The sequence below is a fragment of the Metapseudomonas otitidis genome, from assembly GCF_011397855.1.
Taxonomy (GTDB): Bacteria; Pseudomonadota; Gammaproteobacteria; order Pseudomonadales; family Pseudomonadaceae; genus Metapseudomonas; species Metapseudomonas otitidis.
On the sequence record NZ_AP022642.1, the window covers coordinates 3611369 to 3627642 of the forward strand.

Genomic DNA, 16274 nt, shown 5'->3' on the forward strand with positions numbered 1-16274 from the left:
GGCCCGCTTCATGCGGGCCGGCCCCTGGAGCCTGCGATGAAAGGCCTACTCTGCACCCTGCTGCTGGCCAGCAGCCTGGCGGTCGCCGCGCAACCGGACGAGGCCGCCATCAAGGCCCAGTTGGCCGACTACTTCTTCGAGGCCGCGCGCAACGGTCGCACCGACATGCTCGCCACCTTCATCGAGGCCGGCTACGACCTCGACACCCAGGACGCCAAGGGCTACAGCGCCCTGATCCTCGCCGCCTACCACGGCCACACCGAGGCCGTGGACGCCCTGCTGGCCGCCGGCGCCAACCCCTGCCTGCAGGACCAACGCGGCAACACCGCCCTGATGGGCGCCATCTTCAAGGCCGAACTGGGCATAGCCCGGCGCCTGATGCAGGCCGACTGCCCCACCGACCAGCGCAACGCCGCCGGGCAGACCGCTGCCATGTACGCCGCCCTGTTCCAGCGCACCGAGCTGCTGGAGGCTCTGCGCCGCAAGGGCGCGGACCTGGACCTCAAGGACGCCATGGGCAACGACGCCCACAGCCTCGCCAACGGCGAGATCCGCACCCGCTGAAGCCCCTTCCCCTCTGCAATGCCACGCGCCCGGCCCTGTGCCGGGCGTTTGCGCAGGACCGTAAAAGCCGCAAAAAAATACTTACATGAAAGATTCATAAAATCTTTCATGTAAGGAATTGCGCAACCGCTCGGACCGGCGTAATGTTCGCTCCGTTGCACTTGAGGAGGAGCGAAATGCCTCGCAAGAAGACCACGGATACGACCGAACGGAAGGCTACTTCGCCCAAGGGCAAGACTTCTGCCGACTATGTCCGCGATATGAGGAACCGACTTCGCGATGCGGGTTTGGTGAAGCGCGAATTCTGGATCCTTCCCGAAAACGTGAACGCCCTTAAAGGCATCGAGAGAGCGTTACGGCAGCCCTTTCTGGGCGACCGAGTCAAACTGGAGGACTACATGACCGAGAACAGCAACTGGACCCTCAGCTCGCTTCACAGCGCCCTGGCCGAACTGGAACTGGTGGCCACAGGTGAAATCCTGCTGAGCGTCGCCGAGGGCGAGCAGGCCGGCCTGAAGCTGACCATGACCGAATACGGCGACCTGCCGATCTACCTGGCGGTGCAAGGCGACCACATCATGGTCGACGCCACCCTGGTACCGGTCAGCGACGTGAAGGACCCGCACTACTTCAACGCCCTGGTACTGCGTACCCGCGACCTGTTCCCGCTGTCCTCGGTCGGGGTCGAAGTGATCGACGGGCAGGAGGTGTACTCCATGTTCGGCGCCCTCAGCGCAGCCTCGTCGCTGACCGTCATCGTGCAGGAGGTCTTCACCCTGGCCGAGAACGTGATCCGCGCCGTCGAAGCCTTCGAAGACCACTTCAAGGCCTGACCGAATTCCCCCGTAGGAGAAGCCCCATGAGCATCTGGAAAAAAATCATCACCGCCGTACGTGGCGGTGCCTCGGAAGTCGGCGAAGCCATCGTCGACGCCAACGCCATCCGCATCCTCGAGCAGGAAATGCGTGACGCCGACAAGGCCGTACTGCAGGCCCGCAACGGCCTGGTGGACATCAAGGCCAAGCAGAAGCTGTCCCAGCAGCGCCTGGAAAGCCTGGGCAACGACATCGCCAACTGGGAAAGCAAGGCCACCGCCGCGCTGAACAAGGGCGAAGAAGGCCTGGCCCTGGAGTGCGCCAACAAGATCGCCGAACTGGAAGCTCAGCGTGACCAGGAGAAGAACCAGGCCGAGCAGTTCGGCAAGCAGGCCGACATGCTGCACGCCCAGGTCAACAAGGCCGAAGGCCAGCTGAAGAGCCTGAAGCAGCAGATCGAGATGGCCAAGGCCCGCGAAGTGGTGCAGCGCGCCCGCGTCGCCACCGCCGAAGCCACCGGTGGCGCCAACGGCAAGGTGGAGTCCGCCCTGGACAGCCTGAACCGCCTGCGCCAGCGCCAGGACGAGCAGGACGCCCGCCTGGCCGCCGCCGAGGAAATGCAGACCGCCGCCAACGGTGGCGACCTGGAGCGCCGCCTGCAGGAAGCCGGCATCGGCGCCCAGAGCGGCAGCGCCGCCGACGTGCTGGCCCGCCTGAAGGCCAAGCAGTCCTCGGACAGCGCCCAGTAACACCCCCGCAGGGTGGGCAACCGCCCGCCCTGCCCCCTTTCGCATGGAGTTCGGGACGCCACCATGGAGTCCGGCAAGCGCATCCGCGTCATCCTCGTCCTGGCGGCCCTCATGGTCGTCATCCAGATCGTCAATAGCGTCACCGGCGACAGTCTCGTACGCCATGGCATCATTCCCCGCAGCATTTACGGCCTGCAGGGTGTAATCTTCGCCCCGTTCCTGCACGGATCCTTCCGTCACCTGTTGAGCAATCTGGTTCCCTTCATCGTCCTCAGCTGGCTGGTCAGCACCGAAGGCCTGGGCCGCTACCTGCGCGTCGCGCTGCTGGTGACCCTGCTCGGCGGCGCCCTGGTGTGGGTGTTCGGGCGAACCAGCGTGCACGTCGGTGCCAGCGGGCTGATCTTCGGCCTCTGGACCTACCTGCTGGCACGGGCCTGGTTCCAGCGCAGCTTCGCCAGCCTGCTGGTGGCCCTGGCGGCCCTGGCCGGCTACAGCGGCCTGGTGTACGGGTTCATCCCGGTGCCGGGCGTGTCGGTGGAGTCCCACATCGCCGGTGCCGTCGCCGGTGTGCTGGTGGCCTGGCTGATGCACTCGAAGCGGCTGGACGTGCAAGGAAACTGAAACGGCGCGCCGGGATCATCACCCGGCCCCGAATGGACAGATTGTTGGAGTGGATGCCATGTCCTTGATGCTGCTGTTGCGTTACCACACCTCGGCCTTCTTCCAGCGCTTCGGCTGGGCCGGCATCGGCATGCTGCTGGCGGGGCACTACAGCCTGTCCTACCTGCTGTTGACCCTGGCCGGTGAAGAGCACCTGACCCAGGGCATCGACTTCACCTACTTCTACCTGACCACCGCCACCACCGTGGGCTACGGCGACCTCTCGCCGAAGACCGCACCCGGCAAGCTGGTCACCACCCTGTGGATCATGCTCGGCGGCATCGCCCTGCTCACCGCCGTGATCGGCAAGGCATCCACCTCCGTCGGCGAACTCTGGAGAAAGAACATGAAGGGACTGGGCGATTACTCGACCCTCAAGGGCCACACCGTGCTGATCGGCTGGGAAGGCGAAGCCAGCGAGCGCATCGTCGAGCTGCTCTACCAGGACGTGACCACCCGCGATGACAACCTGGTGATCTGCGACGCCCTGATCGAAGAGAACCCGCTGCCCGGCCGCGCCTCCTTCGTCCGTGGCGACTCCCTCGACACCCCCTCGCTGCTGCGCCGCGCCGGCGTCGAAGGGGCCGAGCGCATCCTGGTGCACACCCGTTCCGACAGCCTGACCCTGGCCATCGTCCTCACCCTCAAGGCCATCGGCACCTCCGGCCATGTGGTCGCCCACTTCAACGATTCCGAGCGCGCAGCCCTCGCCCGCCGCTACGCCCCGGAGCTGGAGTGCACCTCCAACATGGCCATCGAGATGCTGGTGCGCGCCTCCCAGGACCCGGGCTCCAGCGCCGTGGTCACCGAGCTGCTGTGTGTCGGCGAAGGCGCCACCCAATACCGCCACGTGCTGCCGGCCAGCCTGCGCACCACCTGCGGCGAGCTGTACATCCGCCTGCGCCAGGAGCACGGCGCCACGCTGATCGGCTACCGCGCGCCGGGCGCCGCCCAGTTCGCCATCAACCCCGCCAACGAGCTGAACGTCGAAGGCGGCGAGATCTTCTACATCGCCACTGACCGCCTGCAAGGAGACGCCCTTTGAGCACCCTCAAGCGCTGGCTCGGCCTGGAGCCGCCCCTGCCCAGCAACACCGGCACCCGCCACGTCAGCGACAGCCAGCCCCTGGGCCTGGCCGCCGGCCGCATGCTGTGCCTGGACCGCTCCCTGAAGGCCCTGCTGGACGGCCAGACCGGGGTCGAGATCCCCGGCGACGAAAAGGTCTGGGCCGTCGGCACCCTGGAGCTGGGCCAGTCCACCCGCATCAAACGCTTCTACCTGGACGACGAGGACTACTTCCTCCAGGTGCTGATGAACGGCCCGGACGACAGCGACATCGAGTCCATCATCCTCTTCGGCTACCACCAGGTGACGGCCATCAACAGCCGCGACGAGCTGATGCGCCTGGCCGGCCCCAACGCCCGCATCGGCATGCCGCTGTACGAGCTGGAGGGTGAGGAATACATCCGCCAGTGGGGCAGCGAGGACGGCCAGACCGAGCTGGTGCCCCTGCGCGAGTTCGTCGTCAGCCCCGAAGCCAGCTATGGCATCGAGCACCACAGCATGCTCTATGCCCGCGAGATCGGCTTGCTCAACCGGAGGGAGTTCCTGCTCTTCTCGGTGGAGGAAGACGAAGACGGCGTCATCAGCCTCACCACCGCGGTGGGCGTGACGCTGCAGATCACCGACATCAACGTTCTCTGACCAAGGAAGACCCCACATGCTCGACGCCCTGCGCATGTCCCTCAACGCCCCGGCCGTACTCGGCTTCGCCGTGTACATCCTGGTGGCGGCCGCCCTGTTCGCGCTGTTCCAGTTCGTCTACACGCGCATCACCCCGCACAAGGAATTCGCCCTGATCCGCGAAGGCAACAGCGCCGCCGCCGTTGCCCTGGGTGGCTCCCTGGTGGGCTTCGCCCTGCCGGCCAGCAACATCATCGCCTACAGCGTCAGCGTCCTGGACTTCGTGGTCTGGGTGGTGATCGCCGCCATCGTCCAGCTGCTGGCCTTCTTCGTCGCCAGCCTGGTGCTCAAGGACCTGCCGGGGCGCATTGCCCGTGGCGAGCACGCCGCTGCCATCTACTCCGCCTCGGTGGCCATCAGCATCGGCTTCCTCAACTCCGCCTGCATGACCCCCTCGACCTGAGACGGCGACGCGAGGACACCCCGATGAGAAAGCGCAACTCCGTACAGCTGGTCCTGGCCGGCGCCCTGCCGCTGGCCATCGCCGGCTGCAGCAAGCCCCAGGACACGGTCCAGGTCACCGCCACCAAGACCTTCAAGAACGTGCAGGCCTGCGTCGCCGACAAGTTCCCCGTGGACGTCTGCTCCGATGCCTACATGACCGCCATGGCCGACCACCGCGCCATCGCCCCCACCTACGACAGCAAGGACGCCTGCGACGCCGACTTCGTGCCCGGCTACTGCCAGGCCACCTCGGACGGCAAGTTCATGCCGCGCCTGGCCGGCTTCGAGCTGTCCATGACCAACCAGGTCAGCCGCGACACCTACGAGCAGGCCCAGCAGCAGGTGGTGCAGAGCACCGGCCACAGCGACAACAGCCTGCTCACCGGCCTGCTGATCGGCCACATGATGGGCAACAGCGGCAACCACTACTATTCCCAGCCGATCTACCAGTACCGCGACACCCGGGGTGGCTACTCCACCTCAACGCTGTCCCGGCAGATCGAGCAGGGCAAGACCTTCAGCCGCTCCACCCAGGCCCGCAGCAGCCCCTCCTCCACCTACACCCAGCAGACCCTGGGCAAGAGCCTGAGCAGCAAGACCGGCAGCACCAGCTCGGCGGTGGGTTCCACCATCTCCCGTGGCGGCTTTGGCAGCGAAGCCAACGCACGCGGTGGCTGGGGCGGCAAAACCGGCGGTTTCGGCTTCGGCGGCTAAGGACAGGCCATGCACAAGATCAGCATCGACGAACGCCCCGACTGGCGTGAGCGCGTAGAGCGCGAAGGCTTCGCCTTCCACACCATCGACGGCGAGCGTTACTGGGACGAAAGCGGCTACTACCGCTTCACCCGTGAACAGGTCACCCAGGACATCGAGCAGCCCACCCGTGAGCTGCACCAGATGTGCCTGGACGTGGTCGAGCGCGTGGTGGAGAGCGAGGAACTGCTCAGCGGCCTGGCGATTCCGCCGGCGTTCTTCGATCTGGTCCGCACCTCCTGGAAGGAAGGCCACCCGCACCTCTACGGGCGCATGGACTTCAGCTATGACGGGCGCGGCCCGGCCAAGCTGCTGGAGATCAACGCCGACACCCCCACCTCCCTGCTGGAGTGCGCCTCGGTGCAACTGCTCTGGCTGGAGGACCAGATCCGCCGCGGCGCCCTGCCCGCCGAGGCCGACCAGTTCAACACCCTGGCCGAAGACCTGATCCGCGCCTTCGACACCTTCGCCAAGGACACCCCCTTCTACTTCTCCGCCATTGCCGGCTCGGTGGAAGACCGGGGCACCACCGACTTCCTCGGGCGCATGGCCGGGCTGGCGGGCATCGACGCCCGGCACATCGACATCGAAGACATCGGCCTCACCGCCGAAGGTCGCTTCGTCGACCTGCAGGGCAACTGGATTCCCCGGCTGTTCAAGCTGCACGCCTGGGAGCACATCTTCCGCGAGCCCTTCGGCGAAGCCGTGCCACGCTGCGACACCCAGTTCGTCGAACCCGCGTGGAAATCCATCATCAGCAACAAGGGCATCCTCCCGCTGCTGTGGAAGTTCAACGAGGGCCACCCCAACCTGCTGCCCAGCCACCTCGACGCCGACCCGCGTGCCCCGGTGCCCAAGGGCTGGGTGCGCAAGCCGTTCTTCTCCCGCGAAGGCGCCAACATCGAGATCCGCACCGAAGGCGACGAACGCATCGCCGAAGACGGCCCCTACACCGACGCGCCCTACATCCTCCAGCAGTTCGCCCCGCTGCCGAAGTTCGGCGACAGCTACACCCTGATCGGCTCCTGGGTCATCGGCGACACCGCCTCGGGCATGGGCATCCGCGAGGACGACAGCCTGATCACCAAGGACACCAGCCGCTTCCTGCCCCACGTCGTCCTCGACTGACCCGCACCGCCCCCACCGCTCCGCCCCTCTCCCCCACCCGATCCCCACCGGCTGCCCACCTCGGGCAGCCGGCTGTCCCGTGCCGCCCGAAATCCTATACAAACACTCGACAAATACAGCTTTTCTTGTACATTCACTCCATCCATGTACAACTTTTTACGGAGCCCACCATGAAATCGCGATTGGCCTTGCTCTTCTGCCTGCTGCTCAGCGCCTGCAGCCAGGTGGAAGTGGGCGACTACAAGGACGAGAACCCCACCCTGGACCTGCGCCGCTACTTCGTCGGCGGGGTGGACGCCTGGGGCATGTTCCAGGACCGCTCCGGCAAGGTGATCAAGCGTTTCCACGTCGACATCCAGGGCCGCGAGGAAGCCGGCCGGCTGATCCTCGACGAGCGCTTCACCTACAGCGACGGCACCCGCCAGCAGCGGGTCTGGACCCTGCGCCCCGAAGGCCCCAACCACTGGCGCGGCACCGCCCCGGACGTGGTCGGCGTGGCCGAGGGCGAAGTCGCCGGCAACGCCTTGCGCTGGCGCTATGTGCTGGAGCTGCCGGTGGACGGCACCACCTACCACGTCAACTTCGACGACTGGATGTACCTGCTGGACGACCGCACCCTGGCCAACCGCTCCTTCATGACCAAGTTCGGCGTCGAGCTGGGCCAGGTCACCCTGTTCTTCCGCAAGCGGGACTGAACCCACCATGACCCTGCCCAGCTTCCCCGACGGCTACCGCGCCCTGGTGATCGGCGCCAGCGGCGGCATCGGCGGCGCCCTGCTCGATGCCCTGGCCGCCGACCCGCGCTGCGGCCTCGCCCTGGGCCTGGGCCGTAGCAGCACGCCCCGGCTGGACCTCACCGACGAGGCCAGCATCGAAGCGGCCGCCCGCACTGTGGAAGCCCTCGGGCCGTTCCAGGTGATCATCAATGCCGCCGGCCTGCTGCACACCGAGCAGTTCATGCCCGAGAAGAAACTGGGCGACCTGAACCACGCCCAGCTGCTGGCCACCTTCCAGGCCAACACCTTCGGCCCGGCCCTGGTGCTGCGTCATTTCAGCGGCCTGCTGGACCGCCGCCGCAGCGTCCTCGCGCTGCTCTCGGCCAAGGTCGGCAGCATCGGCGACAACCGCCTCGGCGGCTGGTACAGCTACCGCGCCTCCAAGGCCGCCCTGAACATGCTGGTGAAGACAGCCGCCATCGAACTCGCCCGCCGGCAGCCGGCCAGCGTGGTCCTGGCGCTGCATCCCGGCACCGTGAACACCCGCCTCTCGCAGCCCTTCCGGGGCGGGGAGACGGGCCGCCCGCCGGCCGATGCCGCGGAGCAGCTGCTGGCGGTCATCGACCGCGCCGGCCCCGAGGCCAGCGGCGGCCTCTACGCCTACACCGGCGAGCCCCTGCCCTGGTGAACCACCCCACGAGAGGAACGTGCCATGAACCTGCAGCAGCTGTTCAACCTCGCCCAGTCCCAACAGCTCAACAGCCTCGAACTGATCGCCCTGGAAGGCGGTAACTACGTCCTCCACGCCATCACCCCACAGCGCTGCGAGCCGGTGCTCGACGAACAGGGCAAGGTGCTCCACCTGCGCTCCATGACCCAGGCCCGCGACGTGCTCCAGGGCATCACCCCGGTGCCCTTCCACCTCGTGCAGCAGGTGGTGCAGGACGAAGCCTGCGGCCTCGGCGGCGGCCCGCAGGAGCCGATGCGCCTGCCGATCTCCCTGCAATCGGCCTGGTAACGCCATGCCCGTACGCCGCCTGGCGCTGGTCCTCGGCGACCAGCTGAGCTTCGACCTCGCCGCCCTGCGCGCCCTCGACCCCGCGCAGGACGCGGTGCTGATGGCCGAAGTGCAGGAAGAGACCCGCTACGTGCCGCACCACCCGCAGAAGATCGTGCTGATCCTCAGCGCCATGCGGCACTTCGCCGAGGCCCTGCGCCAACGCGGCTTCACCGTGCACTACGTGCAGCTCGACGACCCCGCCAACAGCGGCAGCCTGCCCGGCGAGCTCAGCCGCTGGGCCACGCAGCTGCAGGCGCGGGAGGTGCACCTCACCGAATGCGGCGAGTGGCGCCTGGAGCAGGCCCTGCGCGCCGCCGACCTGCCCCAGGTGTGGCACGAGGACGACCGCTTCCTCTGCAGCCGCGCCACCTTCGCCGGCTGGGCCGAAGGCCGCAAGCAACTGCGCATGGAGCTGTTCTACCGGCTGATGCGCAAGCGCACCGGGCTGCTCATGGAGCCCGACGGCAGCACCCCGCTGGGCGGTGCCTGGAACTTCGACGCCGAGAACCGCAAGGCCCTGCCCAAGGGCGTCAAGGCCCCGCTGCCGGCACGCTTCCCGCCGGACGCCACCACCACAGCGGTGATCGACCTGGTGCGCCAGCGCTTCAGCGACCACTACGGCCAGGTGGAGGGCTTCGACTACCCCGTCACCCACGCCGAGGCCGAGCGCCTCTGGCAGTGCTTCCTCGACCAGGGCCTGACCGCCTTCGGCGACTACCAGGACGCCATGGCCGAAGGCGAGCCCTTCCTCTTCCACGCGCGCATCAGCGCCGCGCTGAACATCGGCCTGCTGGACCTGCGCCGCCTCTGCGACGACGTGGAAAGCGCCTACCGGCGCGGCGACGTTCCGCTGAACGCCGCCGAAGGTTTCATCCGCCAGCTCATCGGCTGGCGCGAGTACGTGCGCGGCATCTACTGGCTGCAGATGCCCGACTACGCCCAGCGCAACGCCTTCGGCAACCAGCGCCCGCTGCCCGATTTCTACTGGACCGCCGACACCCGCATGAACTGCATGCGCCAGGCCATCGGCCAGACCCTGGAACATGCCTACGCCCACCACATCCAGCGGCTGATGGTCACCGGCAACTTCGCCCTGCTGGCCGGGATCGCCCCGCCGGCCATCTGCGACTGGTACCTGGCGGTCTACATGGACGCCTTCGACTGGGTCGAACTGCCCAACACCCTGGGCATGGTCATGCACGCCGACGGCGGCTACCTGGGCTCCAAGCCGTATTGCGCCAGCGGCCAGTACATCAAGCGCATGTCCGACTACTGCGGCAGCTGCCACTACAAGGTCAGCGAGAGCACCAGCGAGCGGGCCTGTCCGTTCAACGCCCTGTACTGGCACTTCCTCATGCGCCACCGCGACCGCCTGCGCGGCAACCACCGCCTGGGCATGATCTACCGCAGCCTGGAGCGCATGGACGAGGCCAAACAGGACGCCCTCTGGGCCCGGGGCGAAGCCCTGCTGGCCCGGCTCGACGCCGGGGAGGCGCTGTGAAGAAAGCCCACCTGCCGCAGAAGATCTGCGCCACCTGCGGCCTGCCCTTCGCCTGGCGGCGCAAATGGGCGCGCTGCTGGGACGAGGTGCGCTACTGCTCCGAGCGCTGCCGCCGCCAGCGCCGCCCCACGCCTCAGGCCGGCGTGTAGAGCGACGGCTCCAGCCACCGGTCCATCAGCTCGCATTGCGCGGCCAGCAGGCGCCCGTTGCGTTCGTTGAGGCGGCGGCACTGCTGCAGCATCTCCCCCAGCTCCTCCCAGACCATCCGCAGGGCATTCGCGCGTTCCGCCGGGTAGCAGGCCAGCAGCCGCGCCATGCCGCCGCGCCCTTCGGCCAGGCGGTTGGCCCGCAGCACCCGGGCACGTCGTTTTGCACGCTCGGCCATGGCATCCACCGCCTGCTGGATGTAGCCGTTGAGCGTGTCCACCTGGCCCTGGTCGTGCCGCGTCAGGGCCGCATGCAGGGCCTCCAGGTGCTCCAGCAGCGCCGGCATGGCGCGGTGGTCGGCGAGCAGGTCCGCCTCCAGGGTGGCCAGCACCTGCTGGCGCTTCGCCGCGCTCACCCCTCCTGCCCCCGGTGATGGCCCAGCATGCTGCGGGCCAGGGTATCGGGCCGGGTGTCCAGGCCCTTCTCCCGCAGCAGCTCGCGCAGCGCCAGCACCCGGTCGAGGTCGATCTCCGGCAGCTCGCGCAGGGCCTCCTGCAGCGCCTCCAGCGGCATCGACGCCTCCCGGGCACGCAGGCTCGCCACGCCTGCCGGCACCGAGGACGGCTCCCGATCATGACGGGACGTCGCCTCCAGTGGCGTCACAGGGGCTGCGGGCAGGGTTCGGTTGATTTCCATGGGGCCTCCAGTGGGGCAAACGGGTTCCCTCCCACTGGGCGACCCGCATCGCCCCCCGCTTAAACGCCGCCGTGAATCACGCGCACGGCGTAGCCCGGGCTTCAGCCCGGGACCGGGTACGCGCACCGCCAGACAGACGGCCCCGTCAATACCGGCCGCGCAGCCAGCTCTGCGTGGCCATGGCGTCCTGCTGGCGTTGTTCCTGGCGGGCCTGCAGCTGGTGCCACTGGGCCAGTTGGTCATCCCGCACATGGGCCAGGCGCAGCTCGTCGAAGCGCGCCTGCTGCAGCTCGGCCTGCAGCCGCTCCCGCATCTGTTCGAAGGTGGCCAGTTCGCGGCGTTGCCAGGCCAGGGCGCGGTGCAGGGTGAGCTTGTAGCGCTGGGCGTTGTCCCGCTCCAGGGGCGAGGCACCGCCGCTGGACGCGGCCGCCAGTTGTTCCAGGGCCTGGATGTTGGCCCGGCAGCGCTGGCACAGGTCGGCCTGGTGGGCCAGCCGTGCCTGCACGTCGCGGACCTTGCCGGCCCGCAACAGGGCCAGACGGTCGAGGGATTCAATACGGTGCTTCATAGGCCTCCCAGCAGGTGCAACAGGTTGTCCAGGGTGGTTTCCAGTTCGGCCGCCTCATGGGTGTCTTGACGCAGGTAGGCCTCCAGGCTGGGCGCCAGCTGCACCGCCCGGTCGGTGCGCGGGTCCTGCCCCGGGGTGTAACCGCCCAGGGGGATCAGCTCGCGGATGCGCTCGTACACCGCGCGCAGCTCCTTGAACTGCCGCGCCGCGCCCTGGTGACGGGCACTGGTGACCTGGGCCATGCAGCGGCTGACCGAGGCGGCGACGTCGATGGCCGGGTAGTGGCCCATGTCCGCCAGCCGCCGCGACAGCACGATGTGCCCGTCGAGGATCGCCCGGGCGCAGTCCGCCACCGGGTCCTGCTGGTCGTCACCCTCGGCCAGCACGGTGTAGATGGCGCTCAAACTGCCCTGCCCGTGCGCGCCGTTGCCGGCGCTTTCCACCAGCTCCGGCAGCAGGGCGAACACCGACGGCGGGTAGCCCTTGGTGGCCGGCGGCTCGCCCAGGGCCAGGGCGATCTCGCGCTGGGCCATGGCGTAGCGGGTCAGCGAATCCACCAGCAGCAGCACGTCGTGGCCCTGGTCGCGGAAGTAGCCCGCCACCGTGTGGCACAGCTCGGTGGCCTTCAGGCGCATCAGCGGCGATTCGCTGGCCGGCGCCACCACCACCACCGCCCGCCGCAGGCCATCGGGCCCCAGGGCGTGGAGGATGAACTCCTGCACCTCGCGGCCACGCTCGCCGATCAGCCCGACCACCACCACCTCGGCCTTGGTCTGGCGGGTGATCATTCCCAGCAGCACGCTCTTGCCCACCCCGCTGCCGGCGAACAGCCCCACCCGCTGGCCCTTGCCCAGGGTCAGCAGGCCGTTGATGGCGCGCACGCCCACGTCCAGCGGCTCGGTCACCGGTCGGCGCAGCAGCGGGTTGACGTTGGGCAGCCCCAACGGCAGCGGGTCGCGCCCGGCCAGCCGCCCGCGCCCGTCGATGGGCTCGCCAAGGCCGTTGACCACCCGCCCCAACCAGCTGTCGTCGATGCCCACGCGCTGGCCGTCACGCACCGGGAAGACCCGCGAGCCGGCCATCAGCCCCTCGGGCTTCTTGAACGGCATCAGGTAGGTGATGTCGCGGTCGAAGCCCACCACCTGGGCCTCCAACCCGCGCCCGTCGGCGGTCTCCACCCGGCAGCGCTGGCCGGTCATGCGGCGGCAGCCGAGGCTCTCCAGCAGCATGCCGGAGACCCGCACCAGGCGGCCGCTGACGGTGGCCAGCTGGACGCCGTCCAGGGAGCGCAATGCCTGGTCCAGGTCGAATCGTTCATCCAGTCCCATCACCTCAATGCTCCTTGATCAGGTGGTCGGAAAGCGTCTCCAGGCAGGCCTCCAGGCGCTGCTGGCAACCGATGTCCGCCTCGGCCTGGGCGGTGACCAGGCGGCACTCGCCCTGCCCCAGGCCCTCATCCGGCACCAGGCGCCAGGCGGCGGTGCGCTCGGGGGCCAGGTCCCGCAGCCGTGCGCACTCCTCGGGGTTGAGGCGCAGCTCCACCTCCCCCGGGTCCCCCGGCAGCCCGGCCAGGGCCTCGTCCACCAGGCTCAGCAGCTGCATGGGGCTCAGGGTCAGCTCGCAACGGATCACCTGCTGGGCCACCTTGCGCACCAGCTCCAGCAACTCCTCGCGGCGCCGCCGCTCCAGGTCGCGATTGAGCGTACGGTGCGCCTCGATCAACTGCTGCAGGGGCGCGCTGGCCTCCTCGAAGCGCTGCTGGGCGGCCGCCCGGATCTCCTCCCGGGCCTGGCGCCGCCCCTCCGCCAGGCCCTGTGCCACGCCTTCGGCATGGCCGGCCGCGCGCCCCTGCTCGCAGCCCTCCTGGTAACCCTGTTCCACGGCCGCCTGGTAGCCGTTGGACAGGCCCGCCTGGCCACCCAGGCCGGCCTCCCGTTCGCCGATGACCCCGGCCAGACGACTGCGCGGCGGGAAGCGATAAGGCCGCCATCCCGCACTGTCTCCCTTGATGACTCGGCTGTTCATGGATCACTCACTCCACGGTTTCTTCGCGGAACAGCTGGATCTGCAACTCACCGGCAGCGGCCATTTCCCGCACCACGCCCATGATCTGCTTGCGCACCTGCTCCACACGGCTCAGCGGTACCGGGCCCTGGCGCCGGCTGATGGATTCCATCTGCTGCGCCTGGCGCTTGGGCAGCGCGCCCTGCACCGCCTTGACCAGTTCGGCCTCGGCGCCCTTGAGCGCCACCACCCAATCCTCCAGCGGGATGCTCTCCATCAGCGTCTGCAGCACCGCCGGGTTCTGCCGGGAGAGGATGAAGAAGTCGTACATCTCGTCCTCGATGCGGCTCACCAGGGTCTCGCTGCGGGCCCGGAGCAGCTCGAACATCTGCCCGCGATCACCCTTGAAGCGGTTCATGATGTCGGCGGCCTGCTTGACCCCGCGCACCTGGGAACCCTGGGTGCCGAGCACGGCCAGGCTGCGCTCGATCAGCGCCTCCAGCTCGGCGATTACGTCGGCGTTGATCTCGGTGAGGTTGGCGATGCGCAGCAGCAGGTCGTCCTGGCGCTCGGCCGGCATCGACTCCAGCACGTCGGTGGCCATGGATGGCGGCAGGAAGGCGAGGAACACCGCCTGCATCTGCGCGTGCTCCTTGGCGATCAGCGCCGCGAACTGGCGCGGGTCGAGCCACTCCAGGCGGGCCATCTTGGCGCGGATTTCCTCGCCGTAGATGCTGTCCAGCAGGCTGCGGGTGATGTCCCCGCCCAGGGCCTTGCCGAGCATGCCGGACAGGTACTGGCGGGAGGCGCCCTTGATGCTGCTCTGCTCGCGGTAGTCGTCGAAGAAGCGCCCGATCACCTCCGACACCATGGGTTGCTTGACGTTGGAGAGCCGCGCCATGGCCTGGCTGAGGGCGACGATCTCTTCCCGGCCGAACTGCCGCAGCACGCTGGCCGACATGTCGTCGCCCATGCTCAGCAGAAGGATCGCCGCCTGCTCCAGGGAACTCATGGCGCGCCCCGGGGGCACGCGCTTGCGTACCGCCTGGTTCGCGCCTTCTTCAGGCGGAGTCGTTGTCTCGTTCATGACGACCTATCCAATGCTTGATGACTTCCGAAACCCGTTCCGGGTCGTTCCTGGCCAGGAGCTGCAAGTGCTCCACCTGCATCTCCAGGCCCGAGCCGGGCGCCGGCAGGCGCACCTCGGCCAAAGGGTTGGCTTCGCCGAACACCCCCCCGCCCAAGGCCTGGCCCGGTCCACGGCCGGGCAATAACCCCTGCTCCCCTGCCGGCAAGCCGTCCTCCAGGGCCGCTGGCGGCGCGTCCTGGCGACGGCGCAGCCCGGCCAGGGCCGGCCGCAGCACCAGGAACAGCAGCAGCAAGGCGAGTACCACCACCACGCCGAAGCGGGCGTATTCGTAGAGCTGCGGGCTCTCCCACCAGGCCACCTCCGGCTCCTCGGGCGTCTTTAGGGCCACGAAGGGCATCACGCTGAGGATCAGCTGGTCGCCGCGCTCGGCATCGAAGCCCACGGCACCGCGCAAGGTGGCCTCCAGCTCCTTGCGCGCGGCCTCGCTCCAGCCGCCCTCCGGCGCGGCGGCAGCGTTGAGCACCACCGCCACGCTCTGCCGGCGCAACTGGAACGAGGGGTGGCGCACGTGGGTGATGCGCTGGTCCAGTTCGTGCTGGCGGGTGCTCTCGCTGCGGGTGCTGGTGGAGGCCGGGTTGTCCGCTGGCGGCGGGGTGCCGGCGGCCGGCGTCTGCCCGGCCGGTGGGGCGGGCTTGGCGGGTGGCGGGCGGTTGCTCAGGGAGCCCGGTACACCCAGGGCCAGCTGGTCCAGGGTGTTTTCGCTGCGCACCACCTCGTTGCGCAGGCGCGGGGTGTCGCCGTAGGCCTGGATGGTCTCCTCCTTCTGGCTGAAGTCGAAGTCGGGGCTGACGCTGACCCGGTAGTTGCCGGCACCCAGCACCGGGGCCAGCACCGCATCGAGGTTGGCCAGCGCCTGCTGGCGGTAGCCCTCGGCCACCTGGTTGTCCTGCAGTGCGCCGTTGACCACGCCCTGGCGCGACAGCAGCACGCCGTTCTGGTCCACCACGCTGACCGCCTCGGGGGCCAGCTGCGGCACGCTGGCCGCCACCAGGTTGACGATGGCCGCTACCTGCTCCGGGGCCAGGCGCTGACCGGCAGCCATGCGCAGCATCACCGAGGCCTTGGCCGGCTCACGGCGGCCGATAACGAAGGAATGGCTGGGCTCCTGGGCCAGGTGCACGCGCACCTGGTCGACGCCCTTGAGCTCGGCGATGGTGCGCGCCAGCTCGCCTTCGAGGCTGCGGCGCAGGCGCACGTCCTGGACGAACTGGCTGCTGCCCAGGGGCTCCTCGCGGTCGAACAGCTCGTAGCCGGGGGGCACCGCCACCTGCACGCCCTTGGCCGAGAGCAGCAGGCGGGTCGCGGCCAGGTCGGCCTCGCGCACCAGCACCTGGCCGGTCTGCGGGTGCAGGCGGTAGTCCACCCCTTCGCCGTCGAGCACCTGCAGCACATCGGCGGCGGGAAACGCCTCGTGGGCGCCGTACAGCGCGCGGTAGCCGACGCTGTCGCGCCACAGCCAGTAGACGACCATTGCCGCCAGCAATGCGGCAGCGGCGGCCAGGCCGGCCATGCCCAGGCGGGGGTCGAGTCGCAGGCCACCGGCGGGCAGCCTGTCGCGAATGTTGTCGAGCACGCT

The 16274-nt window shown here is 68.8% G+C and carries 21 protein-coding genes; 14 read left to right on the forward strand and 7 right to left on the reverse strand.

What is annotated here, in order from left to right; translation table 11 throughout:
- The first annotated feature begins 36 nt into the window (after nt 1–36).
- The 14 genes from PotMrB4_RS16455 (at nt 37) to PotMrB4_RS16520 (ending at nt 10282) form a co-directional block, all read left to right on the forward strand.
- Nucleotides 37–564, forward strand: coding sequence for an ankyrin repeat domain-containing protein (locus PotMrB4_RS16455; protein ID WP_172433941.1), 528 nt, complete (start codon nt 37–39; stop codon nt 562–564).
- 176 nt (nt 565–740) lie between these two features.
- Entirely contained in the window at nt 741–1397 is a 657-nt protein-coding gene (locus PotMrB4_RS16460; protein WP_172433942.1) for a YjfI family protein, read from the forward strand.
- A 26-nt stretch (nt 1398–1423) separates the two neighbouring features.
- A complete protein-coding gene (locus PotMrB4_RS16465; RefSeq protein ID WP_044399865.1) occupies nt 1424–2128 on the forward strand; it encodes a PspA/IM30 family protein in 705 nt (234 codons plus the stop codon).
- Nucleotides 2129–2191: 63 nt separating this feature from the next.
- A complete protein-coding gene (locus tag PotMrB4_RS16470; RefSeq protein ID WP_142008494.1) occupies nt 2192–2749 on the forward strand; it encodes a rhomboid family intramembrane serine protease in 558 nt (185 codons plus the stop codon).
- 58 nt (nt 2750–2807) lie between these two features.
- Nucleotides 2808–3833 (forward strand): ion channel, encoded by a 1026-nt coding sequence (locus PotMrB4_RS16475; protein WP_172433943.1) that lies wholly within the window; start codon nt 2808–2810, stop codon nt 3831–3833.
- The gene (locus PotMrB4_RS16480; protein WP_142008490.1) at nt 3830–4492 is read left to right on the forward strand and encodes a DUF2491 family protein; all 663 of its coding nucleotides are present in this window, start codon (nt 3830–3832) and stop codon (nt 4490–4492) included. Before PotMrB4_RS16475 ends, PotMrB4_RS16480 begins: the two co-directional genes overlap by 4 nt.
- A gap of 16 nt (nt 4493–4508) precedes the next feature.
- Nucleotides 4509–4934: a DUF350 domain-containing protein gene (locus tag PotMrB4_RS16485; protein WP_044399877.1), complete on the forward strand. Its 426-nt coding sequence runs from the start codon at nt 4509–4511 to the stop codon at nt 4932–4934.
- Between the two features lie 23 nt (nt 4935–4957).
- Nucleotides 4958–5689, forward strand: a complete 732-nt coding sequence (locus PotMrB4_RS16490) for a DUF1190 domain-containing protein (protein ID WP_044399880.1) — start codon at nt 4958–4960, stop codon at nt 5687–5689.
- Nucleotides 5690–5698: 9 nt separating this feature from the next.
- On the forward strand, nt 5699–6856 hold the full coding sequence (locus PotMrB4_RS16495; protein ID WP_172433944.1) for a glutathionylspermidine synthase family protein: 1158 nt from the start codon (nt 5699–5701) through the stop codon (nt 6854–6856).
- A 170-nt stretch (nt 6857–7026) separates the two neighbouring features.
- Entirely contained in the window at nt 7027–7551 is a 525-nt protein-coding gene (locus tag PotMrB4_RS16500; protein WP_172433945.1) for a DUF3833 domain-containing protein, read from the forward strand.
- A gap of 7 nt (nt 7552–7558) precedes the next feature.
- Nucleotides 7559–8260, forward strand: coding sequence for an SDR family NAD(P)-dependent oxidoreductase (locus PotMrB4_RS16505; RefSeq protein ID WP_172433946.1), 702 nt, complete (start codon nt 7559–7561; stop codon nt 8258–8260).
- A gap of 24 nt (nt 8261–8284) precedes the next feature.
- Nucleotides 8285–8590: a DUF6482 family protein gene (locus tag PotMrB4_RS16510; protein WP_044399893.1), complete on the forward strand. Its 306-nt coding sequence runs from the start codon at nt 8285–8287 to the stop codon at nt 8588–8590.
- 4 nt (nt 8591–8594) lie between these two features.
- Nucleotides 8595–10133, forward strand: a complete 1539-nt coding sequence (locus PotMrB4_RS16515; protein WP_172433947.1) for a cryptochrome/photolyase family protein — start codon at nt 8595–8597, stop codon at nt 10131–10133.
- Nucleotides 10130–10282 (forward strand): DUF2256 domain-containing protein, encoded by a 153-nt coding sequence (locus PotMrB4_RS16520; RefSeq protein WP_172433948.1) that lies wholly within the window; start codon nt 10130–10132, stop codon nt 10280–10282. The genes PotMrB4_RS16515 and PotMrB4_RS16520 overlap by 4 nt, the downstream gene beginning before the upstream one ends.
- Here PotMrB4_RS16520 and flgN read toward each other — a convergent pair.
- The 7 genes from flgN to fliF all read right to left on the reverse strand — a co-directional run bounded on the left by flgN (nt 10267) and on the right by fliF (nt 16271).
- Nucleotides 10267–10695 carry a flagellar protein FlgN gene (gene flgN / locus PotMrB4_RS16525; protein WP_172433949.1) on the reverse strand — a complete coding sequence of 143 codons (429 nt, stop codon included), beginning with the start codon at nt 10693–10695 and terminating at the stop codon, nt 10267–10269. The genes PotMrB4_RS16520 and flgN overlap by 16 nt on opposite strands.
- Nucleotides 10692–10976 carry a flagellar biosynthesis anti-sigma factor FlgM gene (locus tag PotMrB4_RS16530; RefSeq protein ID WP_172433950.1) on the reverse strand — a complete coding sequence of 95 codons (285 nt, stop codon included), beginning with the start codon at nt 10974–10976 and terminating at the stop codon, nt 10692–10694. Before PotMrB4_RS16530 ends, flgN begins: the two co-directional genes overlap by 4 nt.
- Nucleotides 10977–11121: 145 nt before the next feature.
- Nucleotides 11122–11544, reverse strand: a complete 423-nt coding sequence (locus PotMrB4_RS16535) for a flagellar FliJ family protein (protein WP_044399905.1) — start codon at nt 11542–11544, stop codon at nt 11122–11124.
- Complete coding sequence (gene fliI / locus PotMrB4_RS16540; RefSeq protein ID WP_172433951.1) at nt 11541–12872, reverse strand: flagellar protein export ATPase FliI; 1332 nt, start codon at nt 12870–12872, stop codon at nt 11541–11543. The genes PotMrB4_RS16535 and fliI overlap by 4 nt, the downstream gene beginning before the upstream one ends.
- Before the next feature lie 4 nt (nt 12873–12876).
- Nucleotides 12877–13569, reverse strand: a complete 693-nt coding sequence (fliH, locus tag PotMrB4_RS16545) for a flagellar assembly protein FliH (protein ID WP_172433952.1) — start codon at nt 13567–13569, stop codon at nt 12877–12879.
- Between the two features lie 7 nt (nt 13570–13576).
- Nucleotides 13577–14635, reverse strand: a complete 1059-nt coding sequence (locus PotMrB4_RS16550; RefSeq protein WP_172433953.1) for a FliG C-terminal domain-containing protein — start codon at nt 14633–14635, stop codon at nt 13577–13579.
- Nucleotides 14610–16271 (reverse strand): flagellar basal-body MS-ring/collar protein FliF, encoded by a 1662-nt coding sequence (gene fliF / locus PotMrB4_RS16555; RefSeq protein ID WP_172433954.1) that lies wholly within the window; start codon nt 16269–16271, stop codon nt 14610–14612. Before fliF ends, PotMrB4_RS16550 begins: the two co-directional genes overlap by 26 nt.
- Nucleotides 16272–16274: the final 3 nt, after the last annotated feature.